The organism is Roseobacter sp. N2S, assembly GCF_031454055.1.
GTDB lineage: Bacteria > Pseudomonadota > Alphaproteobacteria > Rhodobacterales > Rhodobacteraceae > Amylibacter.
This window is the reverse complement of record NZ_JAVDQB010000003.1, coordinates 145,580-171,328: the sequence shown is the minus strand read 5'-3', so window position 1 is coordinate 171,328 and position 25,749 is coordinate 145,580. Positions and strand designations below refer to the sequence as shown.

The window sequence follows — 25,749 nt, the reverse complement described above, 5'->3', positions numbered from 1 at the left end:
ACCCCCAGCGGATTTCCCGCCAGGGGGCTTTTTTTGTGACACTGCTTCACCTTGGCGCGCAGGTCTTAGACTTACCAGCCTTAGATAAAGCTGATGTCATCGCTAATAGAGGCGAAGTTCGACACGTCTTTTAGGGTCAGTTCATCTTTGCCAAAGTCAAACACAAGATCATCGCCATCGGATTCCGCGAAGGCTTTCAGCTTTTTCATGGTCAAGCGGCCAGAGTCCCCAAGTGATCTGTCAAACACCAAGGTATTATCGCCTTTGTTATAGTCGGTGATCACATCCTTGCCGCCGTTAAAGACAAATGTGTCATTTCCCTGGTTTCCGCTTAAACGGTCATTGCCAGCGCCACCGTCAATGTAATCATTACCGCCCCCGCCAAGGATTTTGTCAGCGCCGTCACCGCCCAACAACTTATCCTTGCCGCCGCCGCCCTTGATCACATCCCTGCCCGCGCCGCCATCGACGAAATCGTTCTTGGCCCCGGTCGAGAATTTCTCGTTGGCGGATGTCCCGACAAAATGATTAGCGACTTTAGCGCCTGTTCCCAGCAGGTTAAGCATCTGCGCATAAATGCCAGAGCCGTCCCCGTCACTGCCTTCGTCGGATTCCCAAGTCACGACAACCTTACCGTTTTTCAGCGTGGTCAAAGACACATCGCTTTGATCACCGGATTTGGTCTTGTTGATAAGTTGGGCTTCACCGATGCGAATGCCAGTGTCGTCAAAGCGTTGGGCCACAACGTTTTCACCGCGACTGGTGGTATAGGCGATGACGAAACCGCCGTCTTTGGTCGCTGTGATTTCCGGCAGGGTCTGATCTGCAAGGTTGGCATCATGCACGTCCACAACCGAACTGCGCGCCGTCAGGTCTTGGTTGAAAATCTGAACATAGCTGTCGTAATGCCACTTCCCTGAATTGGCCGAGCTTTGATCCTCTTCCATCCAAGTGATCGCAAAACCGCCGTCTTTCAACATGGCAACGCGGGGATTAAAGGCAGGACCGGTCAGGCCAGAGCCTTCAAGTTCAAACCGCGCGCTGGTTTTAAAGGCCAGACCGCGCTCCCGTTCGCCATCAGGGCGCTCAAATGTCTGGAACTGGATAATCCCCATAGACCCGTCAAAATCCGAGGTCATCGTGCTGACGACCAAGATATTTTCATCGTCCAACTTGCCAATATCTCCGAATGTGGTCTGACCGCGCGGGTTGATTTCATCCGCGGCGAAATTACGGGACCAGTCGCCATTACGTGGCACAATCGAGGGCGTGTAGGCGCTGAACTCATCCACCAGATACTGCGAGCCACCGCGCGCAATATCATTGTCGCGGCTGCCAGAACCGAATTGGTCGCCGCCCAGCGAGATCAACTGCGGATCAAGCGAGAACTTTTCATCATCCGGGATATGCCCGCCGTGGCGTTCCTTTTCCACGTTGTAATAGTCTTGGCCTTCAAAGCCGAAACTTTTGGTGTGGGTCCGAATGCTGGTCACCGCATCAAGGGCTGTGGGATCATCTTCGCGGTCCAGACCCGTGCGCAATTGCGCGTTGGATTGCCAGATCCACATGCCGTTGCCGTCTTCGTTAAAGGCAACATCCGGTGTGGTCTGATCACCGATGGTAATTGTGTTAACTTGGATTTCGGCGCCAACGGTTTTCCCCTTGGCATTGAAATTCTGGGCGAAAACGCCCCACCCGTCACCATCCTGACCTTCGCTCTGCCAGACAATTTGAAACCCGCCTGTCTTGGGGTTAAAGCCAATGTTTGCAGAGGTTTGATCGCCATTCGTGAAGGAGTTAACCAGTATTTCACCGCCAACTGCTTTTAAAGCATTTGTCATTTCAAGATTCCTAATAATAAATATATTCAAACGTGCGAAAAATGTGCGTTTGAAATCGCCTCTTGTCAAATTCTATTTATCGGGCGGAGCTGCCCAAAACTGTTACAAATAGGGGGTTCTACAGCAATTTCGGCGCTTTTCGCACCCACCGAACGGGCAGATCGCAGGTTTGTCTTTGGGCTGTAAAGGGTTGTGTCCCAAGGAAAGATTATCCCTAGCCAGCGGGTGGAATGCCCGCTGATTACAGCCCGATTACCCCTTGTGAAGGGCCCAATATTTTTCTGGCAAAAACTTCCCTGAATTGGATGTTTTTATCGAACCTCGCGGCTATCGGCTGAGGCTGCGATCGGGCAAAGCCCTACCAGCCCCAAACCATTACGGCGTGAAGGCGGTTCCAAGGCCGCCGATCACAGGGTCCAACAGATAGGTCAGAAGGGTTTGTTCTCCGGTGGATACCAAAACTTGCGCGGGCATGCCGGGCACAATATCCACGTTTGCCATGTCTTTTAGCTGGGTGTCTGGCACCTTCACTGTGATCTTATAATAGGATGATCCATCTACTTCGTTCACAAAACTATCCGCAGACACATTGGTCACCCTGCCAATCACCACGGGCGTTGTGCGAAAGCTATAGGCGGTCAGGCGCACGCGGGCCTCTCCGCCTGTCACAACCTCGTCAATATCGCTGGGGCGCACGCGCGCCTCGATGTAAAATGTGCTGTCGGCGGGAACAATATCCAGCAGTTTTTGACCACTTTCGATCACCTCGCCGATGGTGTTAATGCCCAGCCCCACTACACGGCCCGCGATTGGGGCGCGGATTGCCAATCTTTCGCGCACATCCAACATGGCCTCGACCCGCTGGCGAATGTCATAAACCCGGTCCTGCACTGATTGGCGTTCAGCGGTGACAATCCGCATCCTTTCGCGGCGCACCTGAATGACCCGTTCCTGAACTTCCGATTTTTGCTGCAGCAACCCTTGGATCTGGCTTTCCGTCGTGCCGAGATCACCAAATATCGCAGATTCCGCCTGAAGCCGATTTACAAACCGCCCCTTGGTGACCAAGCCCTTTTCGAACAGCAGGTTCAAATCCTTTGTTTCGCCGGACACCAGTTCCATTTGCTTTTCGAGAGATTTGACGCGGTGCATCGTGCCCGCAATCTGTTCATCAATCTGGTTAATCCGATCCTGCAAAATAGCCGCCTGCCCCGCATCGGTTCTTTTGTTGGATTCAAAAATGTCCCTCTGGCTGTTGAAGGCCTCGATCAGCGTAGGTTCTTGGCGTATCAGTTCTGCCAACTCGTCACTTAACTCTAGCTGATCCTTGCGGGAATATTCCGCCATGCTGCGCAGGTTCTGCGCCAGCGCACTGGCCAATTGCCCCCGCAAGATACCCAGTTGCGCACTTACTCTGGCGTCTTGCAAGCTGGCCAGAAGGTCACCTTTTTTGACCAAAGCGCCCTCTTCCACAAAAATTCCAGCGACAATGCCGCCCTCTAAATGTTGCACAATCTGGCGATCCCCAAGCACTTTGAATTCACCGGATGCCACAATGGCGGTGCGCAGCGGCGCCAGCCCTGCCCAAGTGCCCAGCCCCCCAAACAGGCCAAGGCTTAGGATCATCAGCACAAATACCAGCCCGCGCACCCGTGTGGGGGGAACAATATTCGATGTCTTTGATGGCAAACGATCCACAAACCCGACCGTAGTGTTTCCAGCTTTTGCGACAGAGGATCGTGTCATTTTGTTGCTCCTGCTTTGGCGGGCCGTCGGATGATTTTGCGTGGGGTTAGAACCGCAACTTTGGGGTCATCGGTGGTGCGATTTGCCAAGGGCGAAACCATACTGTCCAAGACCGCTTTTGATCCGCCGAACCGCACCAAACGGCCATCTTGCATAATGCCAGCATGGCTGACACCGCGCAGGATGCTCATGCGGTGGGTGATCAAAATAACGATGCAGCCGCGATCTGCGGCGTTTTGAACCGCCATTGAAAGGGCTTCCTCGCCATCGGGATCAAGATTGGCGTTTGGTTCATCCATGACAATAATCCGCCGATCTCCGAAAAAGGCGCGGGCCAGTCCGATGCGTTGCCGCTGACCGGCGGACAACAGCTCTCCGCGCAGACCCACTTGGGTGTTATACCCGTTTGGCAAAGACAAAATCAGCTCATGAATGCTCGCCCGTTTGGCCGCTTCGACAATGGCCGACGGCGAGGCGTCTTCGTCCATCATGGCGATGTTTTCAGCCACAGTGCCCTGAAACAATTCAACCCGCTGGGGCAGAAAGCCGATATATTGCCCGATCTGTTCCACAGGCCAATCCGTCAGGGCGGCATCATCCACCCGAATGAACCCCCGCGACAACGGCTGCAAGCCAACAATCGCACGCGCGAGTGAGGTTTTGCCCGCACCACTTGGCCCGATAATGCCCAGCGCATCACCCGGGCGTAAATCAAACGACACATCCAAAAGCAGCGGTGCTTGTTTGCCAGCCACAACCACGGTTGCATTTTCCACCGACAGGCGGGCATTGGGTTCAGGCAGGCTCATGATTTTGGCAGTTTCTTTTTGCGCAGCAAACAGCGCGTTCAAGCGGCGCATGGCCATTCGCGCCTGCGTAAACTGCCGCCAGCCTGCAATGGATTGTTCTACTGGTGCGGCCGCCCGACCTAATAAAATCGAACTGGCGATCATCATGCCGGGCGATAATTGCCCCTTGATAACCAGTAAAACGCCCCCCCCCAGCAAAGCGATCTGTAGGGCCATGCGGGTCATTTTGGCAAAAGACGTCAGCAGCGCGATGCGGTCTGTGGCAATGGCGCCAAAAACCATCGCAACGAAGGTTTCTTTCTTCCAACGTTCAATCAACGCGGGGGCCTTGCCCATGGAGCGGACCACCTCGGCGTTGCGCAACATTTCCTCGATGGTGCCTGCTGCCTTTTGCTCTGCATCACTGGCGGATTCCGTGGGATCACGGCTGACCAGCTCGCTGATAATTCCAAGGCCGAACAGAAACAAAAGCCCGATTGTCGCGATAATACCAAGCACCGGATGGAACAGGAATATCACCCCCACAAACAACAAAGACCAAGGCGCATCCAACAGCGCGATAAACGCCGAACTGTTCACAAAAGAGCGAATGTCCTGAAGATCACGGACAGGGCGTGCCCCCTGCGTGTCATTTGGATTGGTTGCATTCACCAGCCCCAGCAACACACTGGGGCCGTGATTGCCCTCTAGGCGCGTGCCCAACCGGGCCGCCAGCCGTTGGCGAATGGTATCAAACGCCAGAAAAAAGATCAGAGCGATGGCCGCTCCGATCGTTAGCATGATCATTGTGTTTACATTGCCAGAAGACATCACACGGGAGAACAACTGGAGCATGTAAAGCGGCGCGGTCAAAACCAGCAGATTAATAAAAACGCTGGCCAAAAAGATGGCTGTGATTAAACCGCGCTGCCCCGAAAATACCTTTTTAGACCCCATAATTTTGCCTTTTTAAAATTCAATGCTAAACTGCAATTTTGGCTCAAGAGTATTCTAAGTTCGCCTAGGGATGGCCCACTTAGAAACCCTTGGGCCAAAACCGGGGATGGCATGGCGTCTGCAGTCACGCCATCCCCATCTCTTGTTGATTAGACGATCACAATATCGACGGCCTCATACAGGTAGTTCCCCTGTGAGTAGCCATTGATACCGATCCCAACAAAGCCATCCGCATCGTTGCCCAAGTGGTCAAACAACGTGAACGGTGTGACAACACCTGTGGATACGCCCAGCAGATCCACTGTGGACCCACCAACCGCAACTGTGGTGTTTGTGCCGTTGTCAGTGACCGAAGTTGCCGCTTCCAACGCGTCAAACAGATCGCTGTCAGAGGCCGATCCGGTCAGATCGGTGATGCGATAGGTCAGAACATCGTTGTCACCGTTCATAGTGAAATCGGTCACAATGTCATGGCCATCGTTAGAGACAAAATTTGCCCCGTCCCAAGCCAGATCAATAACAAAGATGTCTTTGTCAACTCCACCAGTCAGAACATCGTCACCCTCACCGCCGATAATGATGTCTTCGTCATCACCGCCATTAAGGATATCGTTGCCAGCTCCGCCTTCAAGCAAGTCATCGTCGTTGCCCCCATAGAGAACATCGTCACCTTCATTGCCTTCCAGGTCATCGTTGCCGTCATCGCCGTAAAGCGTGTCGTCACCGTCGTCGCCACCCATCCAGTCGTCACCGTCGTCGCCATGCATGTAGTCGTTGTCTTCGCCGCCATACATGTTGTCGTCGTCTTCACCACCGGACATGGTATCCGCGCCAGTGCCACCGAACATGTGGTCGTAGCCACTGTCACCAAACATAGTGTCAGCACCATCGTCGCCATACATGGTGTCATTGTCGTTACCACCAGACATCCAGTCGTCGCCGTTGCCACCAGACATGCTGTCATGACCATCGTCGCCATACATGACGTCGTTGTCATTTTGGCCCAACATCCGGTCGTTGCCGGTGCCACCAGACATCCAGTCCTCGCCGTCGCCACCTTTCATGATGTCGTCGCCGTCATCACCAAACATGATGTCGTCGCCTTCGTCACCTTTCATGAAGTCATTGTCGTCATCACCATGCATGATGTCGTCGCCAGTGCCGCCGTACATTTTGTCTTTGCCGGTGCCACCATACAGACTGTCATGATTGCCTTCGCCGTAGATCGTGTCATGTCCAGACCCACCATGGATCAGATCGCAACCGTCTTCGCCGTCATCAAGTTCGACAGGTGTGTCAACGCAGGTGCCGTTTTCACAGGTTGGGTCAACACCCCCTGCATGGTCCCCGTAAATGGTGTCACCTTTCGATCCGCCACGCATATAGTCGTCGCCTGATCCACCTTTCATCCAGTCGCGCGCTGCATCACCCTGCATAGAGTCATCCGCGGCCCCACCAGACATATGGTCCGCACCACGGCCACCAAACATAAGGTCTTCGTCAGCACCACCGAACAGAACGTCCGATTTGGCACCGCCATCCATGATGTCTTCGCCGTCACCGCCGTACATGCAGTCACTGCCACCGCGGAAGTCGACTTTCTTGCCGCCCCATGTGTCAGAGCCAGAGTCCAGGTCAGTGGCATTGCCTTGACGGATGTCACCATACATTTCGTCATCACCAGCATCGCCGGTCATGAAGTCATCGCCAAGACCACCTGTCATACGGTCGTCATCTTCGCCGCCAGACATGCCGTCATTGCCTTCGTTGCCGTACATGACGTCTTCGCCAGTGCCGCCAAACATGCAATCATCGCCGCCTTCGCCAGCCATGCAATCGTCGCCAGCACCGCCATACATCAGGTCATTGCCGTCATCCAACGACAGGTCGTCCCCGTCATCGCCGATCATCACGTCGTTACCGTCGCCGCCATAAATTTCGTCGTCGCCTTCGCCGCCTTTAATCTGATCTTCGCCGTTTTCGCCGTAAATCAAATCATTGCCGGTTTCGCCGTCGATATAATCATTGTCGTGCAGACCGTCGATTGCCGCATAAGGACCACCCCAAACTGTGGCGCCATTGCCCCCGACCAGAACGTCATTATGGCCACCGCCAAGGATTTTGTCGTCGCCGCCGTTGCCAAGAATGGTGTCGCACCCGGCCTCGCCGTCAATCACGTTGTTATTTTCGTTGCCGACCGCGCTGTCATCGCCATAACCCAGATCGTAATTATCTGGAGAACCTACAAGATTCAGGTCTACAAATTCATCGCCGTGCGTCCCAGTCCCTGTGACTTGGTTGTTATACGGTTTGTCCAAATTGATGATACATTCCGGCTCGCATTCGGGCCATACTCTTGGATCAGTTGACATAATAAAACCTCCTAATTGATAAGGTTAATGTAAGAATAAAATAATTAATGCCTCACACTAACCGTATGATTATGCTGAAAAAACCAGCTCTCAAAACGCAGAAACTTTGCGTTCATGGGATCAGTTCAACAGAATAATAAGCGCCAAACTGCCCCCTTATTGGGGTGAAATTAAAATTTCTTGACGACCAAACCCTGAATAAAACCGGATAGATTTTGAACCTCGGACAGGATCACATCCGACCACAAAACACCCACTGCCAAGCCGATAGCCAAAAGGCAAACCGTGCCCAAAACCGCCCGTGATTTACCCGTCTGGGCCTTGGCGTGGCGCTCGAATTGTTCCGCAACTGCCTGGCTTAGAATTGGCTCAAGTTCGATGCGCAAAGCCCCCTCCATGCTGTTAACCGCCCCTTCAATCTGATCAAGACGGGTGACAATCTGGGTGCGATCCTCGTTGGAGCGTTCAATCTGCGTTTTGGTTAAACTTTCGTTTAGCGCGCGCAGTAATGTGACCATGCGATTGTACAGCTCGATCACATCCTCGCGTTTGGCAATCGGCTTTTCCCCCGCAACTAAAAAACCCTGAAGTATCTTGGCTTCGGTCTCCGAATAAGGGTTCGGCTTGGCCCCGAGGTTCTGCCTTGGCCTTTGCTTTTCGGGCGCGGGTCTTTGCAGTGGCGATACCGGCTGCGCTTCGGGTTCGATGGCCGTCGCATTGGCCGTTGCTCTTTGATTAATCTGGTTCATTGCTCTCTCCTCAACCGGCTTGCCATGTCAAAAGCTGCGCCATTTCTGCGCGACAATTGACATTCAACTTACTCAAGACACGTTTTGAATAAGTGCTGCATGTTTGTTCCGTTAGCTTGGCTTTGACGGCCATTTCCCGGTTGGACAGCCCAAGTTGCATCAAAGACGCGATCCGGGCTTCGGCATTGGTCAGCCCCATTTCCCGCGCCAACATTACGATCCTTTCAGAGTTAGGCGGCGTTGGCACCATTGCGATCACCATGGTCGCACTTGGGCCGCATTCAAATTTCCGCAACGACAGAATTGACGGGCATTGGGTGTCTCTGTTTTCCAGCATCAGGATCTTTTCCGCGCCAATGCCTGCGCCACTGTCAGCGCATTGCCTGACCATTTCGCGAAGCTGCGCTGTGTCACTGCTGGTGCTGCAACTGATCCCGTTGCCTTGCGACCGCAGGATATTTTGTGCTTTCAACAGATCGTAGCCTGCCGAATTTGCCCGCACCAAACGACATTGCCGATCCAGCACCAGTATGGCCGAGGCTATTTTGTCGGTGATGATCCACAATAAGGCATCATCCACAAACTTCCCCACATCCGTTAATATCTCGGTCAGGCAATCCTCCCGCAGCAGGGGCCAGATGTATTGCAGATATTTTTCGGAATGGGACTCCGTGGCTTCCCGTGATTTCAAAATTTCGATCTGATCAATTGAACCATCCGCAAAACTTGATTCATAGGATTGCCAGCAAGACCCTTCGGATCGTTTTACTGTGTTTGATATATGCTCTTTCAGGCCAGATACGTCAGACCCACTGACCTGTACAGGAGCGAACCCTACCTGCCGCCCCGGACGCAAAATATTTGCTGTTGGTAAACTAAATATTTGTGATGGATCAATCGAATTGGGTTGATCATCGGTTTCAAAAAAATGGGTAGATAAAATTAACTTCTCATCACCATTACGCACATAAGCAATCGCTGCGTCTGAGAACTCTAACATTGTTCGACTGAACTTATCCGACTGCTTTACGACCCCTCCCGGATGGTTGGGGCTACAAAAAACATTCATCTTAACCTCCCTCTGGCCATATAAATGTCAAAATTTTATTCTTTCAATTCCCAAACTATAGCACAGCATCCTGTCCATAATTCTGGGCACATGGCCTAAGCGGATCGCTTGATTCGCGCGGCTGCTGCGCAATTGTGCAAATCTAGGGTTGTAAAATTAACCATTGGGATTAATCCGAATGGACTAGGCCAATTGAAGCTGGAAAAGAAAATGGCCTGTTGATTTCTGTTGTTTTGAAACCGATTCGCAGATCACAAAACCTACTAAATCGTTAATAGGACTGTGTTTTCTTTGACCGGTCGCTAGCTGCCACATGATCTTAACGCATAGGTCAGGAACAGGGTGACCACCGTAGCGCCTTGATTTTTTTAAAAAATTATCCCAGACTGGTTTCAATATTAATACATTTATTGAATTTAATTTTTTATATAAAACGGTGCGTCTAAGATGTCGATTTTTGTGGTTTCCAGAAATCACTTGGTCCGCGACATGATTGCCTCAATACTGGAGTCGCGTAATCAACAAGTGAAAGCAGTTTATGAAAGTGCGAGCAAAATCGGCTCCACGCTTGAAGAAGATATCGTGCTTCTTCATGACCCCCCTACTATTCGCGACACGAAGGCTGACATAGACATGTTGCGTCTTGGCAGTCCGAATCTGCGGCTTATTCTTGTACCCAAAAGTGAATTCCTGCCTGCGTTTTATGCCGAGTTCAGCACCAAAGTCGCCGCAATTATTCCAGAGGACAGTTCTGCAGAGGCGCTGTTAAGCGCGATCATCATGGTTAACGAAGGCTTTTCCGTTTCCGCGCTAGAATTTCAGCCAAGCCAGCAAAACCCAGACACTGCCAATTTGATTAATCCGGATGATTTACCAAAAGCCCCCCCAAGCAAGATCATTTCCAACCTCTCTGAACAAGAGACCCGTGTTCTAAAACTGATTGCCGGGGGGGCTTCGAACAAGGCAATCGCCTTGAACCTCGGCATTGCCGAAGCCACGGTAAAATCGCACCTGCGTTCGTCCTTTTTAAAGACAGGGTGCAAAAACAGAGCACTTGCAGCGGTCTGGGCTTCTATGAATTTATAGCCATAAAAGCCAAGGATACCTGCCCGTGACCGCTGCACAGATTTAGCGAAAAACTAAAACACCACAGGGCGGGTTTCGCCTGTGACCACATGGATCAAGCCTTCGGGTGCATGGTCGCTTTTGGCGACCAGGTTCCAACGCCACGGCGCACAGGTCAGGGTTGCGATGGCCAAGCGTTCAGGAAAACCGGGCTGCCAGCGCGGGTGGAACGACGGTTCATACATCCAGTCCACGTCATCGGCCGCCGTATAAAGCGCGCGCATTTCGGCATCGTTTTCTGCGGCGGGACGTGCGGTCATCAGGCCCGCGATTTCGTAACGCACCCGCGCGGTCACTTTGCCCTTGTGCACCAAGACCCAGCCGCCGCCCATTTTTGCCAGTTCATTCACCGCCAATGCCATCGCCTCATCAGATGACCCAACGCACCAGACGTTATGTTTATCGTGCCCCATGGAACAGCACAGCGCAGTATCGGCATCTTTGGGGCCGCAGCCCAGCCAGAACATTTTGGTGACCGCAGCTTTACCAGAATAGCGGTCAATGATCGAAAACTTGGTAATATTCTGCGCGGCATCCCTTTGCACCAGCCCTTCCACCACAGGCAATGTGCGGACAGGGACTTCGTCGCTCCAGTGAAAGGGGCGCAGGACGGGGGCTTGCATATCTGTGCGGCCCGCTTCGGCCTGAATAGCAAAATCGTCAGGCGTCAGCGCGCGGCCGATATTAACTGTGTTACGGGCCCAATCAGGCCAGTCAATTTTGACAGGATCTAACAGATAGTTCGCACCTTTGGACACCTGTTGCCCGTCGGCCCAGACCTCGGAAACTGAAAAGGCATCCATGTCTTCCAGCAGAACCAGATCGGCAAAACGACCGGGCGTGACACTGCCGACCCAAGGGGTCAATCGCATGTGGCGGGCGGGGTTTATGGTGGCCAGTTGCACCGCAATTTCAGGGGACAGCCCCGCGTTGATCGCACAGCGCACATTATAATCCGCCGCCCCCAGCCGCAGTGTATCGGTGGCGCTGCGATCATCGGTGGTGACGGCGACCTGACTCCAATCCGTCAGCCCCCGTTCAATCAACCCTTTGATGATGTCATCCATCGTGTGCACACGGATTTCCACAAACAGCCCGTGACGCAGCTTGTCCCAAGCCTCCTCAGCGGTCCAAGCCTCATGATCCGAGGCCAGACCCGCCGCCGCATAAGCATTGATATTAGGCAAATCACGCAGCCCCGCGCCGTGGCCTTCAACCACACCGCGCGCGGCCATGGTTGCACCGATCATCGACCACAAACGATCGTGCCCCGGGTTTTCGCGCTGGGTAATGGCGGGCCAATCCATCACTTCGTCAAGTCCGGCGGTCATGGGGCTGGCCATAAACCCCGCCTGATCTGTGCCGTCCAGATACGCCCCATGTTCCCAACCTGTGGGTGGCACCGCTGATCCCGGAAGGGGGAAAATCTTTAGCGGTGATCCCGCATCCCGCGCCGCCAGCCAGAAATCCAACGTCCGTTTCGGCAGAACATTTGACAGCTCGTGACTGGCCTCACAGGTCCATGTATTGCCACGGGGCAGCACAAGTGCCGCCTCAAATTCCGGGGTGATATGGGAACTTTCGATGTGTTTGTGAACCTCGCCCAGCCCCGGTACTGCGTCCAGATGTTTGCGATCAACGGTGGTTTTCGCCTGCCCCGTAAAACTGCCACGCGGCCCGACAAAAGCAATGCGTCCTTGTGACATCGCAATGTCAGCGCCGTCGATCCATGTGGCTGTGCCTGTGTCCAGCAAGCGCCCCACCTGTAACAGAACATCCGCATCTTCGCGGCCCAAGGCCACCTGAACAAGGGATTTGCGCAAGGCTATTTCAGCTTTGAAATCAATGTTTCCGCTCATGCCAAGCTCCTGTGTTTCTTTTGTTTACAGCCCATTAGGCCACCCAACCTTCGTCGGATTTTTGCAAAATCGGTGTGGAAAACGCGCCCTCAACAGGGCAGCCCCCCACAGCATCGCGCCAGCCCGTGCCTTGCAACATCGCCGCACCAATCACAACGGGTGCGACCTGCTGCCCGTCCAGCAACCGCAGCACTGACGCAATCGAGCTGCCGGTTGACAGCACATCATCAATCACCGCGACGCGCCCTGTCAGCAAAGGCACCATGCGCGGGTCCAGATACAGCCGCTTGCCCCGATCAGGCGAGGTGATCGACGACATATCCACCGAAAGCGCATCATCGTACCAGAACTTGCGCGAGGTGCTAAGCGGGATCAACCGACTGTGTCCCAACCGCCGCGCAACGGCCTCGGCCAAGGGCAGACCAAGGGTTGGAACCGCAACGATCACTTCAGGGTCATAGGGGGCCAATTGCGCCGCCACCCCGTCAGCCAGCGCATCAAGCACCATAAAACTGGCTTGGTTCAAAATCAATGAGGCCACCCCCCGCGCGCCATCACTTAACGGGCGGATCGGCAATAAAATTGTGTGCGCGCCAAAAGGAACCGCATAGGTTTCCTGATCCGGCTGCACGCCAATTTCCAAGTCACTGTGCAGTGCTTGCCAGACATCGGTTCTCATGTTGTTTTCCTCTTGTTAACGGGCGCAATAGGCGTAGGTTTGCGGCCTATCTGAAAGGCCCTATCCTGATGCAAAACACCCCCCTTATGACCGCTGAAACACTCGCTGAACTGACCGCGCTGCGCCGTGATTTGCATGCCCATCCCGAACTGGGGTTTGCCGAACATCGCACGGCCGCCATCGTTGCGGATCGGTTGCGCAAAGCGGGGCTGGAGGTAGAAACCGGCATTGGCGGCACGGGGGTTGTGGGCACGTTGCGCAAAGGCAATGGCAACCGCGCCATTGCCCTGCGTGCTGATATGGATGCTCTTGCCATGCCCGAGGAAACCGGCCTTCCCTATGCCTCGACCACGGCGGGGGCAATGCATGCTTGCGGCCATGACGGTCACACGACCATGCTGTTGGCCGCAGCCGAAGCCATGGTGGATCAGGATTTTTCCGGCACGGTTCATTTCGTCTTTCAACCCGCCGAAGAAGGCCGGGGCGGCGCCAAGGCCATGATTGAAGACGGGATTCTGGATCGCTTTCCCGTGGATGCAGCCTATGGTTTGCATAATATGCCTGGCCTAGATCTGGGGGTTCTGGCGGCGGTCGAAGGCCCGCAACTGGCCAGTTCCGACAGTTGGTCGGTCAGTTTTCGCGGCATTGGCAGCCATGGTGCGAAACCCCATCAGGGACGTGATGCAGTCACGGCTGCCGGGGTGTTTCTGTCGCAAATCCACAGCATTGTCGCGCGTGAAGTTGACCCGCTGGAACCCGCCGTTATTTCCGCCTGCGCCCTGTCCGCAGGTGATTTCGCAGCCCTGAACGTCATTCCTGACACGGTGAAAATTGGCGGCACGGCGCGGGCTTATTCGGCAGGGGTGCGCGATCAATTGGAAGCGGCGATTGGCCGTCATGCCAGCGGCGTTGCCACAGGGTTTGGCATTGAAGCCGACTATACCTTCCTGCGCCGTATCCCGCCTGTGGTCAATGCTGCCACGCCAACCAAAATCGCCCAGCTTGCTGCGGTGAACGCTTTGGGTGCAGGCAACCTGCGCACCGCTTTCCCGCCATCCACCGCAGGGGATGATTTCGCGGAATTTGGCACGCGGGTGCCCGGCGCCTATGTCTGGCTTGGCATGGGGGAAACCCGCGAAAACGGGCAACATCACAACACCAACTATGATTTCAACGACGCCTGCATCCCTTACGGCGTCGCCTATTGGTGCGCGGTCATTGCCAAGGAATTGGGCTAGCACGACAGGCCTTTCAACAGGGCCGCGCGCAGACCATCGGCATCAACGCCCATGGCCACTTTGATCGGGTGCGGCCCGTCGACCAAGGCCCCTGTTGCAAGATCCACATCCAGCAAACGGGTTTCAAGGGTGAACAGTTCCGGATGCCGGGCCAGCAACGGCACGCAGGGGTCGTGCAGCGGGCGGCTTTCCGCGCCATCGGTCGTGGCGAAATAAGCATCAATCAAATCGGCAGAGGCTTTGGCACACTCTGCCCCCGTTTCGCGCAACGCGGTGATATAGCCAACATCCGCGCGGAACTGGCGGGTGGCATCCAGCGGGATCAGCGTAACGGGCAGATTTGCTGCCAATACCGCCGCTGCCGCATGGGGGTCATGGGCGATGTTGAATTCGGCTTTCGGCCCCACATTGCCCGGCTCGTCCACAGCCCCGCCCATAGCGATCACACGGCGAATCCGCTGTGCGCTTTCAGGGGCGCGTTTCAGCAACAGCGCAAGATTGGTCAACGGCCCCAAACAGAACAGATCAACTGTTTTAGGGGGATGTGCCGCTAGAATTTCAATCATCGCAGCAACCGCGTCTTGGCTGGCGGGCGGGCTTAACGGTTCGGGGAAATGCACGCCGCCCAAACCGTCATTGCCGTGAATGCCCAATTCGGGGCTGGCCTCTTTATCCAGAGGTGCTGCCGCGCCTGCATGAACGGGCGTCGGTACACCCGCTAGCGCAGCAATACGGCCCGCGTTAAAGGTGGTCACCGACAGGCCGATATTGCCCGCAACCGTGGTCAGCGCAACCACGTCTTGCGCGGGGTGGCGCAGGGCGTAAAGAATTGCGATGGCGTCATCAATGCCGGGATCGGTGTCGATGATAATGGTCATTTTCCCAACGCCTCGATGATACGGACCCAAGATCGCATACCACCGCGAAAGCTGGACAGGTCGTATTTTTCATTGGGGCTGTGGATGCGGTTGTCAAAACGTCCAAAGCCGACCAGCAACGCGTCTACACCCAATTTATCCCGCAGCGCCCCGATAATCGGAATGGATCCGCCAGTGCCGCAGGTGGTGGACACGCCCCATTCATCCGCCAATGCGGCCAAAGTGGGTGCAAGGAAGGGGTTTTCACTGTCCATAGCCCAAGCGGGTGACAGCCCGTGATCGGAAAAGCTGACGCTGCAATCAGCGGGCAGTCTGGCCTGCACATGGGATTGAAACGCCGCGCGGATGGCTTCGGGGTCTTGCCCTGCCACAAGGCGGAAGGACAGTTTGGCGTGGGCTTCACAGGGGATTACGGTTTTGAAACCCGGTTCGGTATAGCCCCCCCAGATGCCGTGGATTTCACAGGATGGCCGCGCCCAGACTTGTTGCAACACGGGTTTGCCTGCCTCGCCTGCTGGAACGCTCAGTCCGACGTTTGTCAGGAAACCCTCCTCGTCAAACGGAAGGGCCGCCCATTCTGCCGCTGTTGCCGCGGGTAAGTCACGTACGCCGTCATAAAACCCGTCAATGGACACGCCGCCATCGTCTGTCCGTAACGAGGCCAACACATCGGACATCACCGCCAAAGCATTGGCCGCCGCATTGCCAAACATGCCCGAATGCAGATCACGATCACCACTTTTGATAGTCATCTGCTGCCCAACCAACCCGCGCAGCATGGTTGTAACCGCAGGGGTGTCACGGTCCCACATATCGGTGTCGCACACCAGAACCACATCGCAAGCCAGCTCATCCGCAGCTTTTTCCAAGAACCCCGGCAAGGAACGCGACCCGCTTTCCTCTTCGCCTTCAAACAGGAAACTGACGCGGATCGGCAGACTGCCTTTGGTGTCGATCAGAGCGCGGCACGCCTCGACAAAGGTCATCAACGCGCCTTTGTCGTCTGATGCGCCGCGCCCGACAATATGGGTATCGCCTTCAACAGGAACCAAAACAGGTTCAAAAGGATCGGTGTTCCACAGATCCAGCGGATCGGCGGGCTGTACGTCATAATGGCCGTAAAACAACACATGCGGCGCGGTTTCTGGCCCATCCAAATGCCCGACAACCATCGGGTGGCCTGTGGTGGCATGGACCTTGGCATCCGCGCCCATGTCTTTCAGCGTTTGGGCCAGCCAGTCGGCGGCGCGGGCAACCTCGGGGGCAAAGGCGGGGTCAGTGGAAACAGACGGAATTCGAATGAAATCAAACAGCCGTGCCAGCCGGTCGTCCATGGTGGCGTCTATATGGGAAAGCGTGTCAGTCATGGGGTGCCTTTGTCTGTCATTTGGTCAATTTCAACGATGCGGGCTTTGAATTGACGGGCAATTTGCAGCGCATCGGCGAGGGCTTTATCTGCGTCTAGGGTCAGGGTTTCGCGATCTTGCATCAGCCATTGCCCCGCGACCATTGTGCCGCGCACATCGCTGGGCAGGGTCGCAAAGGTCAGCATGGAATAGATGTCATAAATCGGGTGCAGGCGCAGGTCGGCAAGGGAAATCCGGATCAGATCGGCCTGTTTGCCCACCTCAAGCGAGCCGACGCGATCAGCCATGCCAAGCGTTGCAGCGCCTTCGATCGTGGCCATGCGGATGATGTCGGTGCAGGGCAGAATACCGCGCGAATGGCCTGCGATTTTCTGGAACATCGCGGCGGGGGCAAATTGCGAAAACAGATCAAGCGTGTTGCCTGACATGGGCCCGTCTGTAGCGATGCCAACCTGAATGCCACGCTCGCGCAGGGCGGTTATCGGGGCAATGCCGCGCCCTGCCTTGCCGTTAGAGCGCGCATTATAAGCTACATTCACACCCCGTTCGGCCAACAGGTCCATGTCATTTTCCGTCGGATACATCACATGTGCGGCAACCAGCGCAGGCGTCAACAAGCCTGCCCGATCCGTGATCTCTACCGTTGTGCGGCCATGGGTGTCTTGCGCCCACGCCAGTTCCGCCTCGGTCTCGGCCAGATGCATCTGGACCGGCAGATCAGGGTGATCCGCAGACCAAGCGGCGACCCGCTTCATCACATCAAACCCCGTGGAATAAGGTGCATGAGGCGCAGCGGATGCGGTGATCCTTGGGTGGTCGGAATAAAGATCGGCCAGCGCATCAAGGCGGGCAAAGCCTTCGTCAAAGGTTGCGTGATCGGGGGCCGCGAAATTGGCCAGCGTTTGGCCGACAACCCCGCGCAGGCCCGATTGATCCAGCACCGCGCCGATGCGGTCTTCAAAGTAATACATATCCGCCACGGTGGTCACGCCGCCACGGATCAGTTCCAACGCGGCCAGCCTTGCGCCTATTTCAACCACATCGGCTGTGACCAATGCCCGTTCCAAAGGCAGGATATAGCGGAACAGGCGGTCGTCCACATCTTCGCCCAAGCCGCGAAACAGGGTCATGGGCATGTGGCAATGGGGGTTCACCATGCCGGGCATGATCAGATCACCCCCCATATCCATGATCGGCCCAAAGGTGTCAGGGGCATCCCCTGCCCCAAGCGCCGTGATCTTATCCCCTGTGATCGCGATCCAGCCGCGCTCAAATTCCGTCATCTGCCCGTCAATTGTCAGGATACGGGCATTGGCCAGCACAGGCATCAGGGTTCAACTGGCAGCAGGCAACATTGATCGGGTTGGGGAACCAACATGGCGGTGCTGCCGCTGTTAAACGGGGTGGCTTGCGGGCCGTTGGCCGTCACCGTCCCCCCTGCGGTTTCGCAGTGGTATTGATAGGCCCGTCCGATATAGGTGCGCATTCCCAAGGTCGCAGGTATACCGCCAACAGTGTCCGACGGCGCCACAGACAGCCCTTCGGGGCGTGCAGCAAAAATGAACTTTTTGCTGGGCACGGTGAACTGGCTTTTGGGCAGTTCAATCATGCTGCCACCCTTGATTTTTGCGCGCACCGCATCGCCTGCTTCGGCCACGGCCTCCATTTCGATCATATTGTCGAAACCCACAAAATTCGCCACGAAAGCACTGGCAGGCTGGGAATAAAGCACCTCTGGTGTATCAAGCTGCATGATCTGCCCGCCCTTCATGATCGCCACCCGATCAGAAATCGAAAACGCCTCTTCCTGATCGTGCGTCACGTAAAGCGCGGTGGTTCCATTGGCCTGTTGCAGGCGGCGGATTTCCACCCGCATATCCACCCGCAGCTTGGCGTCAAGGTTCGACAAAGGTTCATCAAACATAAGCAGCGGCGGATCAATCACCAAAGCGCGGGCCAAGGCCACCCGTTGCCGCTGACCGCCCGACAGATTGGCGGGGTGACGGTCGGCCAGTTCACCCAGCCCCACCCGCTCAATCATCGCATCGACCCTTTTGGTGCGCTCTGCACCAGACAGTTTACGCTGTTTCAGCCCGAACCCCACGTTATCGCGCACGCTCAGGTGCGGGAACAACGCATAGGTTTGAAACACCAAACCGATGTCGCGCGCATGGGCGGGCAGCCGCGTCAGATCGCGATCCCCAAGCCGGATTGCCCCTGCGGTCGGTTCCAGAAACCCCGCCACAAGGCGCAGGGTTGTGGTCTTACCGCAGCCCGAAGACCCCAGCAGCGACACCAACTCCCCCTCGGCGATGTGCAGGGACAGGTCTTCAAGCACCTGTGTGGTACCGTAATGCGCAGAGATATTTTCAAGTGTAAGTGATTGGGTCATTTTGTCAGGAAAGTCAGTCCAAGGGTCCGTTCAACCACAGCCATAACGGCAACTGTGACACCCATCAGCAGCACCGACACCGACGCGATTGTCGGGTCAAAGAACTGCTCCATATGGGCAAGCAACTGGATCGGGAGAGTGGAAACGCCGGGTCCGGTCAGAAAGATCGAAATCGAAACGTCGTTGAGAGAGGTGATGAACGCAAGGATGAACCCCGCGATAATTCCGGCCCGAATATTGGGCAAAACTACGATGAAAAAGGCCTTAAGGCGCGGGCACCCCAAGGACACAGCCGCTTCTTCAATCGAAAAGTCAAAGCTGTTCAGCGAGGCCCCGACCACCCGCACCGTATAGGGCAGCACGATCAGCGCGTGGCCAATCAGCAAGGCCGCCATGATCGGCAGGCCAAAGCCGCTGGCCAGTGATTTCATCAGCGAAAAGCCAAGCACAATTTCAGGGATCAGGATCGGCAGCACAAACACATTGCCCAGAAAAGCGGGCAGTTCCACGCGGTAACGCGCCAGCGCATAGGCCGCCGGAATGCCGATCAGCATCGAAAGGGTCGTGCCCCCAATCGCCAGCATAAACGACGTGCCCATAGTGCGGGTAAAGGCCGAGATTTCAAAGATGTTGGTGAACCAATGCAGCGTTAACCCCTGCGGTGGAAAGGTCAGATAGGTGGTGTCTGACAGGGCCGAGCCGATGATCACCACCAGCGGGCCTAACAGGAACAAAAAGGTCAGGATCGTGATTACGATCAGAACGGGGTGAATGCGTGTTTTCATCGGGATCACCCTGCCATCGGATTAAGTTTACGGGCCACTTTGGACATGATCAGCACTGTTGTCAGTGTGACCACAACCATGACAGCGGCAATTGTCGATGCGCCGACCCAGTCAAAGGTGACCATGGCCCGTTGATAAAGAAACGTGCCCATCATCATCTGCCGTTCGCCGCCCAATAGTTGTGGGGTTGCGTAGGATGTGAACGACCCTGTGAACACCAGAACCGCCCCCACAATCAGCCCCGGAACCGCCATCGGCAACACCACCTGACGAAATGCGGCAGCGGGTGTCGCCCCAAGGGATGCGGCGGCATCGGTCATGTCTTGCGGGATGCCTTCCAACACGCCCACAAGGGTCAGGATCATCAGCGGCACAAACAGATAGACCATCGCCACAATTACCGAACCTTGGGTATAAAGCATGGACAGTGGTTCTGCGATCACACCGATTTTCAGCAGAAATCCGTTCAAAATGCCGTTCTTGCCCAAGATCACCAGCCAGGCAAAAGACCGCACGACCACGCCTGTCAGCAAGGGAAACACAGCCGCGATAATCAGCAGGCTTTTGATCCGCGACGGCATCCGCGCCACCACCCAAGCGGTGACAAATCCGATGGCCACAGAAATGATCGTTGTGATCAAGGCCACCTCCATGGTGCGCCACAGAACCGTCATACGAAACCGCGAATTAAAGAACGCGCTATAGGTGGCAAAAGGCCCTTTGGGATCGCCAAATGTGGTCACGAAAGTGGCTAAAACAGGCAAGCCCAGAAAGATAAAAACCAGCAAAATTGCCGGGGTTGCAATCAGCCATGCGCGCAGGCGGTTGGACATAGAACTTCCTTGTAAAGAAAAAGCGGAGCAAGGTAAGATGCTCCGCCTCTTAAACGATAGGTCTGGAAAGTTACAGACCGAAGACTTCGTTCCAGCGATCAATCCAGTCGGTTTTCGCGGCGTTCATCTTGGCGTAATCCATACGGTTCAGCTTGGCGATCGCTTCGGCGCCATAAGTCCAGACAGCGGCTTGCTCTGGCGTCAGTTCAACACCGGTGTGCACAGGCGCATCAACGCCCTGTTCTGCGTTCACCTGTTGCACTTCTTTGGACAGCACAAAATTGATGAACTGATAGGCCAGATCAACTTTTTCAGCGCCAACAGGGATGTTGACCGTGTTCAGCGTGGCAACATCGCCGTCATCAAGTGTGGCCCAAGTCATTGTAGGCACGGCTTTTTGCAGCGATGACAGGGTGAAATCCTGCGCAATCGCAACCGATGCCTCGCCTGTTGAAATCAGGTTCACCATTTCAGAGCCAGTGTTGTAGTTTTTAACCGAATTCGGTTTCAGTTCCGCAATCGCCTTGAACGCACCATCCGCATCTTCATAGGCATCCACACCCGCATGTTTGCCCGCCTGAACCACAACCATCGGTCCGGCTGTTGTCGTGATCCCTGGCAGGGTCACTGCGCCAGCCAGATCAGCACGCCACAGGTCGTTCCAGGATGTGATCGGTTCCACTTTTGCGGAATCATACACAATGCCCGCACGCCCCACGCTGTAAGCCGGACCAAAGCCGCCTTGGGGGTCTTGCGCCATTTCATACAGGTTTTCGATATTCGGCAGGCGCGAACGGTCCAGTTCCATAAATGTGCCCGCTTCCACACCCAACTGGGAATAGCTGTCGGTCAGATAGATCACGTCAACGCCTTTGCCGCCACGGGCCTGCAACTTGCCCAAACGATCCGCGTTATTGCCTGTTTCAAACACAACTTCACAGCCGCAGATTTCCTGAAACGGGTCTACGATGTTTGCTTTCAGTTTTTCACCATTATAGCCCCACCATGAAATGGTGAAAGTTTCGGCCTGCGCCGTTGTGGCCGCAAGAGCAGCGACACAGGTCGCGGTCATAAGTGCAAACTTCATCGAAAGTCCTTTGTGTTTTGTGAGTGTGTTTTTGGGTGTGATTTCAGGCATGAGTCTCGGGTTTCAGCATATCCGGAATTTACCCAGAGGCAAGTCGCCCCGTTGCAAGGCGACTCTCTGAAATTTTACCAAAAATGCAAACTGCCCAATATTTGGCCAATCCCACGCCCGTGGTACGGCTTCTTGGGCAGCCTGAAATCTGGCGGCACGACCAAACCGATTTCACCGCCCCAGATCCTCAGACAGCCCCGCTTTTTTCGCGCCCTTATGACGCCAGATGCTCAAATAGCCGCGCAACGGCTTCGGCACCGGGGTCGATGTGGCCTTCCAGCTGTTCTGCATTGATATAGGTCGCGCGTCCGGCTTTTGCGGTGGTCAGCGTGGCGGTGTAAGCCGCCCCTTTGCGGGCAGCAACAGCCGCTTGGGGCAGCCCGTCTTGCAGGGCGTCCAAAGCAGGCAACAAAGCATCAACCATAGTACGGTCACCGGGGTTGGCACCGCCGATCTGGCGCAGACGCACCAACCCGTCTTGCAAAGCTTCGCGCATAGGTTTGCCCGCCGAAGACGCATCCCCTGCCGCAGCAAAAAATATTGCCAGCAGCACGCCTGACGACCCGCCCATGGTCTGGCTCAACTCCAGCCCTATGGCACGGTAAAGCTGGGTGTGATCGGCCAGCGGCAGGCTGTCGATTGCTTCGATCAATGCGCGTGCAGCGGTGGCCAGTGTGGACCCTGTGTCGCCATCGCCAGATTTGGCATCCAGCGCGTTCAGATCATCCTCGGATTCGATCAGTACCGCGCAGCAGTCCGTCAAAAACGCTTTGGTCGGGGCATGGCTGGATGCAGGCGAGCGGACCGGCGACAATCCGTCCGGCAGCGGCAGGATCGGCGCAGTACCGACCAGTTTACAGCCTGACCAGCCGGCAACATGAACCGGTTGCGCCAACAATTCGGCGTCCCCTTCTGACAATTCCAATACAGACACCGAAAACCCGTGCATATCCAACGCCGTCATCATCGCATCAGGTCCGATAATCAACTGAATTTGCGGCCCAATGGACGAGTCCAGCAAATCGCGGGTCAAGATAGACATTTCCAGCACAGACGCGCCGCCCAGATTGTTCACCAACGCCACATGGGGCGTTTTCGCCATGGTCGCGCCCAACTTCTCGCTTACCCGCGTCACCGCATCTTTGGCCCCGCTTGACGCAACTTGTTCCACCCCTGCTTCGCCGTGGATGCCAAGACCCAGTTCGGCCATGCCATCGGGGATGCGGTTTTCTTTGGGTGATCCCGGCACCGTGCAGGTGTCCAGCGACATGCCAATGCTGCGGCTGCTTTTTATCACCCGTTGCGCAGCTTCGGTACAAGCGGCCAAATCCGCACCGTTTTCCGCCATTGCGCCCGCAATTTTATGCACAAACAGCGTGCCCGCCAAGCCGCGTGCCTGTGGCAGATCTGGCAAAGCCACATCATCATCCACAATTACCATGCTGACCTTATGGCCAAACGCCCGCGCCCGTTCCGCCGCGAGACCGAAATTCAGCCGATCCCCTGTGTAATTCTTAACAATCAGCAAACACCCCGCAGGCCCCGTGACCGCCAGAATTCCGGCCAGAACAGCATCAGCCGAAGGCGAGGCAAACACATCACCGCAGACAGCCGCCGTCAGCATACCCTTACCCACAAACCCCGCGTGTGCAGGTTCATGCCCTGCCCCGCCGCCTGTGACCAAAGCCACTTTGGATTTATCCCAATCGGCGCGGACAACAACGCGGATATGGGGATAGCCGTCCAACCGCGTCAGCGCCCCGCCCGAGGCGGCGACAATGCCGTCGATTGCCTCTGTGACCATGTCTTCTTTATGATTTATAAACTGTTTCAAGGTCTTTCCCTTCAAGCCATGCGCGCGCCAGAGGCGTCAAAGTAAAACGGGTTCTCGGGGCGAATTTTGACCGTATCGCCCCCTTTCAGCCCGGTATGGGCGTCGGTCACAGTGATCAGATCGTGGTTTTTGAACGACAGATGCAGGCGAGTTTGATCGCCCAGATGTTCAACCCGCTGCACAAAACTGTCCTGCCCGTCGCCTTGCGTGATCTGTTCGGGACGCAGCCCGATAGACACCGCACCGCTGGGTGCATTTCCAAAAACATCCGCTGGCAACACATTGATGCGCGGCTGACCAAGACGGCTGGCCGCATAGATGCTGACAGGGTTTTCATAGATTTCACGCGGGCTGCCAAATTGCACCAAACGCCCCTGATCCAGCACACCTACATGGGTGGCCATAGTCATGGCCTCAATCTGGTCATGGGTCACGTACAGCAGGGTCGCGCCTGAATTGGCCTGAATATTCTTCAACTCGATCCGCAGGTCAGAGCGTAGTTTTGCATCCAACGAACTCAGCGGTTCATCCATCAGATAGACCGAGGGATCGCGCACCAACGCCCTCCCGATAGACACACGCTGCATTTCCCCGCCGGACAGGGTTGTGGCCTTATTGTCCAGCTTGTGGCTGATTTGCAGCACCTCGGCAACCTCACCGACTTTGCGGTCGATGTCGGCCTTCGGTGTTTTCAGAATTGGCGATTTCAGCGGAAATTCAAGATTCTGACGCACGGTCAGATGCGGGTAAAGCGAGTATTGCTGGAACACCATCGCCACATCGCGCTGCGCAGGGGTCAGCCCCGCCATATCACGCCCGCCAATGCTAACACCGCCTTGATCTGGCGTATCAAGGCCCGAGACCATACGCAGGGTCGTGGTTTTCCCCGCGCCAGTCGGACCCAGCAGAACCACAAACGACCCATCTGGAATGGTCATACTCACATCTTTCAACGCAACATCCGCGCCAAAGGATTTGCTAACACCTGTCAGGGTGACTTCAGCCATGGGCCAATACTCCTTGATTGGCTTGGCTTAACAACGCCTTGCCGGAATGATCGTCAAAAATTGTGACCGTGCGGGGGTCAAACGTCAGACCCGTAGTAGACCCGACGCGCACAACATCTGATGACGCAACCCGCGCTTTGATCGCCCCGTTTGGCGTATCCAGCAGCACAATCTGCGTGGTTCCCAAATATTCAGTCGCCGTGACGCGGCCCCGAAATGGTGCTGCGTCATCAAGGCGGATATGTTCGGGACGGATGCCAAAGGACAAATTCCCCTTTGCCCCTTGCAGGATTTCAGGCATTTGCACTTGGGTTTCCCCCAGCATTACAGACGTGGCCCCATTGCCAGCCACCCCTTTGAAATTCAGGAAATTCATCGGCGGAGAGCCGATAAACTGCGCCACAAATTTCGTCGCAGGCCAGTCGTAAATGTCTTGGGGGACGCCAAATTGTTCCACCACCCCGTGGTTCATCACCACGATCTTATCCCCCATCTGCATGGCCTCTAGCTGGTCATGGGTCACGTAAACCGTGGTGGCCCCCATGCGGTCATGCAGCGCGCGCAATTCTTCGGACATATGTTCACGGAATTCCGCATCCAGCGCACCAAGGGGTTCATCCATGAAAAACGCTTTGGGATCGCGCACAATCGCCCGCCCCAAGGCCACCCGCTGACGATCCCCGCCAGACAGCCCGCCGACCGGTTTGTTCAGAATATCGGTGATCCCAAGGATTTCCGCGATTTCATGGACTTTCTTTTTGATCTGCGCTTTTGGCATACCTTGGCTGCGCAGCGGATAGCTGATGTTTTTGCCCACATTCATATGGGGGTACAGGGCGAACATCTGGAACACAAAAGCGATGTCACGCTGACTGGCAGGCTTCATCCCGACCTCTTCGCCGTCAATATAGATTTCACCCGCGCTGGGCAATTCCAGCCCCGCCATCATCCGCAAGGTGGTGGTTTTTCCACAACCTGACGGGCCAAGCAACATGAAGAATTCGCCATCCTCGATGGTGAAGGTTGACGATTTCACCGCGTTGAAGGTTCCGAAATCCTTGCGCAGGTTTTCTATGCGTATCTGTGCCATGG

General features: G+C 55.5%; 20 protein-coding genes. 2 read left to right on the top strand and 18 right to left on the bottom strand.

Annotated features, from left to right (window positions below):
* Positions 1 to 80: 80 nt before the first annotated feature.
* From GGE09_RS09940 to GGE09_RS09915, 6 genes are all read right to left on the bottom strand, one after another.
* Positions 81 to 1,841, bottom strand: coding sequence for a hypothetical protein (locus GGE09_RS09940; RefSeq protein ID WP_309745963.1), 1,761 nt, complete (start codon positions 1,839 to 1,841; stop codon positions 81 to 83).
* A 375-nt stretch (positions 1,842 to 2,216) separates the two neighbouring features.
* The gene (locus GGE09_RS09935; RefSeq protein WP_309745962.1) at positions 2,217 to 3,587 is read right to left on the bottom strand and encodes an HlyD family type I secretion periplasmic adaptor subunit; all 1,371 of its coding nucleotides are present in this window, start codon (positions 3,585 to 3,587) and stop codon (positions 2,217 to 2,219) included.
* On the bottom strand, positions 3,584 to 5,332 hold the full coding sequence (locus tag GGE09_RS09930) for a type I secretion system permease/ATPase (protein WP_309745961.1): 1,749 nt from the start codon (positions 5,330 to 5,332) through the stop codon (positions 3,584 to 3,586). The genes GGE09_RS09935 and GGE09_RS09930 overlap by 4 nt, the downstream gene beginning before the upstream one ends.
* Before the next feature lie 149 nt (positions 5,333 to 5,481).
* A complete protein-coding gene (locus GGE09_RS09925) occupies positions 5,482 to 7,704 on the bottom strand; it encodes a calcium-binding protein (RefSeq protein ID WP_309745960.1) in 2,223 nt (740 codons plus the stop codon).
* Positions 7,705 to 7,874: 170 nt separating this feature from the next.
* Positions 7,875 to 8,453: a hypothetical protein gene (locus GGE09_RS09920; protein WP_309745959.1), complete on the bottom strand. Its 579-nt coding sequence runs from the start codon at positions 8,451 to 8,453 to the stop codon at positions 7,875 to 7,877.
* Between the two features lie 10 nt (positions 8,454 to 8,463).
* Positions 8,464 to 9,453: a helix-turn-helix transcriptional regulator gene (locus GGE09_RS09915; RefSeq protein ID WP_309745958.1), complete on the bottom strand. Its 990-nt coding sequence runs from the start codon at positions 9,451 to 9,453 to the stop codon at positions 8,464 to 8,466.
* A 516-nt stretch (positions 9,454 to 9,969) separates the two neighbouring features.
* Here GGE09_RS09915 and GGE09_RS09910 point away from each other — a divergent pair.
* Positions 9,970 to 10,608 carry a LuxR C-terminal-related transcriptional regulator gene (locus tag GGE09_RS09910; RefSeq protein WP_309745957.1) on the top strand — a complete coding sequence of 213 codons (639 nt, stop codon included), beginning with the start codon at positions 9,970 to 9,972 and terminating at the stop codon, positions 10,606 to 10,608.
* A gap of 53 nt (positions 10,609 to 10,661) precedes the next feature.
* On the opposite strand, the gene GGE09_RS09905 is transcribed toward GGE09_RS09910, so the two are convergent.
* Both GGE09_RS09905 and GGE09_RS09900 read right to left on the bottom strand, forming a co-directional pair.
* Positions 10,662 to 12,506: an adenine deaminase C-terminal domain-containing protein gene (locus tag GGE09_RS09905; protein WP_309745956.1), complete on the bottom strand. Its 1,845-nt coding sequence runs from the start codon at positions 12,504 to 12,506 to the stop codon at positions 10,662 to 10,664.
* A 34-nt stretch (positions 12,507 to 12,540) separates the two neighbouring features.
* A complete protein-coding gene (locus GGE09_RS09900) occupies positions 12,541 to 13,185 on the bottom strand; it encodes a phosphoribosyltransferase (protein WP_309745955.1) in 645 nt (214 codons plus the stop codon).
* A 68-nt stretch (positions 13,186 to 13,253) separates the two neighbouring features.
* Between GGE09_RS09900 and GGE09_RS09895 the strand changes: the two genes are divergently transcribed.
* Complete coding sequence (locus tag GGE09_RS09895) at positions 13,254 to 14,423, top strand: amidohydrolase (protein ID WP_309745954.1); 1,170 nt, start codon at positions 13,254 to 13,256, stop codon at positions 14,421 to 14,423.
* Here GGE09_RS09895 and GGE09_RS09890 read toward each other — a convergent pair.
* The 10 genes from GGE09_RS09890 to GGE09_RS09845 form a co-directional block, all read right to left on the bottom strand.
* Positions 14,420 to 15,301, bottom strand: a complete 882-nt coding sequence (locus GGE09_RS09890; RefSeq protein WP_309745953.1) for a nucleoside hydrolase — start codon at positions 15,299 to 15,301, stop codon at positions 14,420 to 14,422. The genes GGE09_RS09895 and GGE09_RS09890 overlap by 4 nt on opposite strands.
* On the bottom strand, positions 15,298 to 16,668 hold the full coding sequence (locus GGE09_RS09885; protein ID WP_309745952.1) for a M20/M25/M40 family metallo-hydrolase: 1,371 nt from the start codon (positions 16,666 to 16,668) through the stop codon (positions 15,298 to 15,300). Before GGE09_RS09885 ends, GGE09_RS09890 begins: the two co-directional genes overlap by 4 nt.
* Positions 16,665 to 17,996 carry an amidohydrolase gene (locus tag GGE09_RS09880; protein ID WP_309745951.1) on the bottom strand — a complete coding sequence of 444 codons (1,332 nt, stop codon included), beginning with the start codon at positions 17,994 to 17,996 and terminating at the stop codon, positions 16,665 to 16,667. Before GGE09_RS09880 ends, GGE09_RS09885 begins: the two co-directional genes overlap by 4 nt.
* The gene (locus tag GGE09_RS09875; protein ID WP_309745950.1) at positions 17,996 to 19,060 is read right to left on the bottom strand and encodes an ABC transporter ATP-binding protein; all 1,065 of its coding nucleotides are present in this window, start codon (positions 19,058 to 19,060) and stop codon (positions 17,996 to 17,998) included. Before GGE09_RS09875 ends, GGE09_RS09880 begins: the two co-directional genes overlap by 1 nt.
* Positions 19,057 to 19,845 carry an ABC transporter permease gene (locus GGE09_RS09870; protein WP_309745949.1) on the bottom strand — a complete coding sequence of 263 codons (789 nt, stop codon included), beginning with the start codon at positions 19,843 to 19,845 and terminating at the stop codon, positions 19,057 to 19,059. Before GGE09_RS09870 ends, GGE09_RS09875 begins: the two co-directional genes overlap by 4 nt.
* A 5-nt stretch (positions 19,846 to 19,850) precedes the next feature.
* Positions 19,851 to 20,678: an ABC transporter permease gene (locus GGE09_RS09865; RefSeq protein ID WP_309745948.1), complete on the bottom strand. Its 828-nt coding sequence runs from the start codon at positions 20,676 to 20,678 to the stop codon at positions 19,851 to 19,853.
* Between the two features lie 70 nt (positions 20,679 to 20,748).
* Positions 20,749 to 21,765 carry an ABC transporter substrate-binding protein gene (locus GGE09_RS09860; protein ID WP_309745947.1) on the bottom strand — a complete coding sequence of 339 codons (1,017 nt, stop codon included), beginning with the start codon at positions 21,763 to 21,765 and terminating at the stop codon, positions 20,749 to 20,751.
* A gap of 265 nt (positions 21,766 to 22,030) precedes the next feature.
* Positions 22,031 to 23,650 carry a dihydroxyacetone kinase subunit DhaK gene (locus GGE09_RS09855; protein WP_309745946.1) on the bottom strand — a complete coding sequence of 540 codons (1,620 nt, stop codon included), beginning with the start codon at positions 23,648 to 23,650 and terminating at the stop codon, positions 22,031 to 22,033.
* A gap of 11 nt (positions 23,651 to 23,661) precedes the next feature.
* Positions 23,662 to 24,657 (bottom strand): ABC transporter ATP-binding protein, encoded by a 996-nt coding sequence (locus GGE09_RS09850; RefSeq protein ID WP_309745945.1) that lies wholly within the window; start codon positions 24,655 to 24,657, stop codon positions 23,662 to 23,664.
* Complete coding sequence (locus GGE09_RS09845; protein ID WP_309745944.1) at positions 24,650 to 25,747, bottom strand: ABC transporter ATP-binding protein; 1,098 nt, start codon at positions 25,745 to 25,747, stop codon at positions 24,650 to 24,652. Before GGE09_RS09845 ends, GGE09_RS09850 begins: the two co-directional genes overlap by 8 nt.
* Positions 25,748 to 25,749 lie beyond the last annotated feature (2 nt).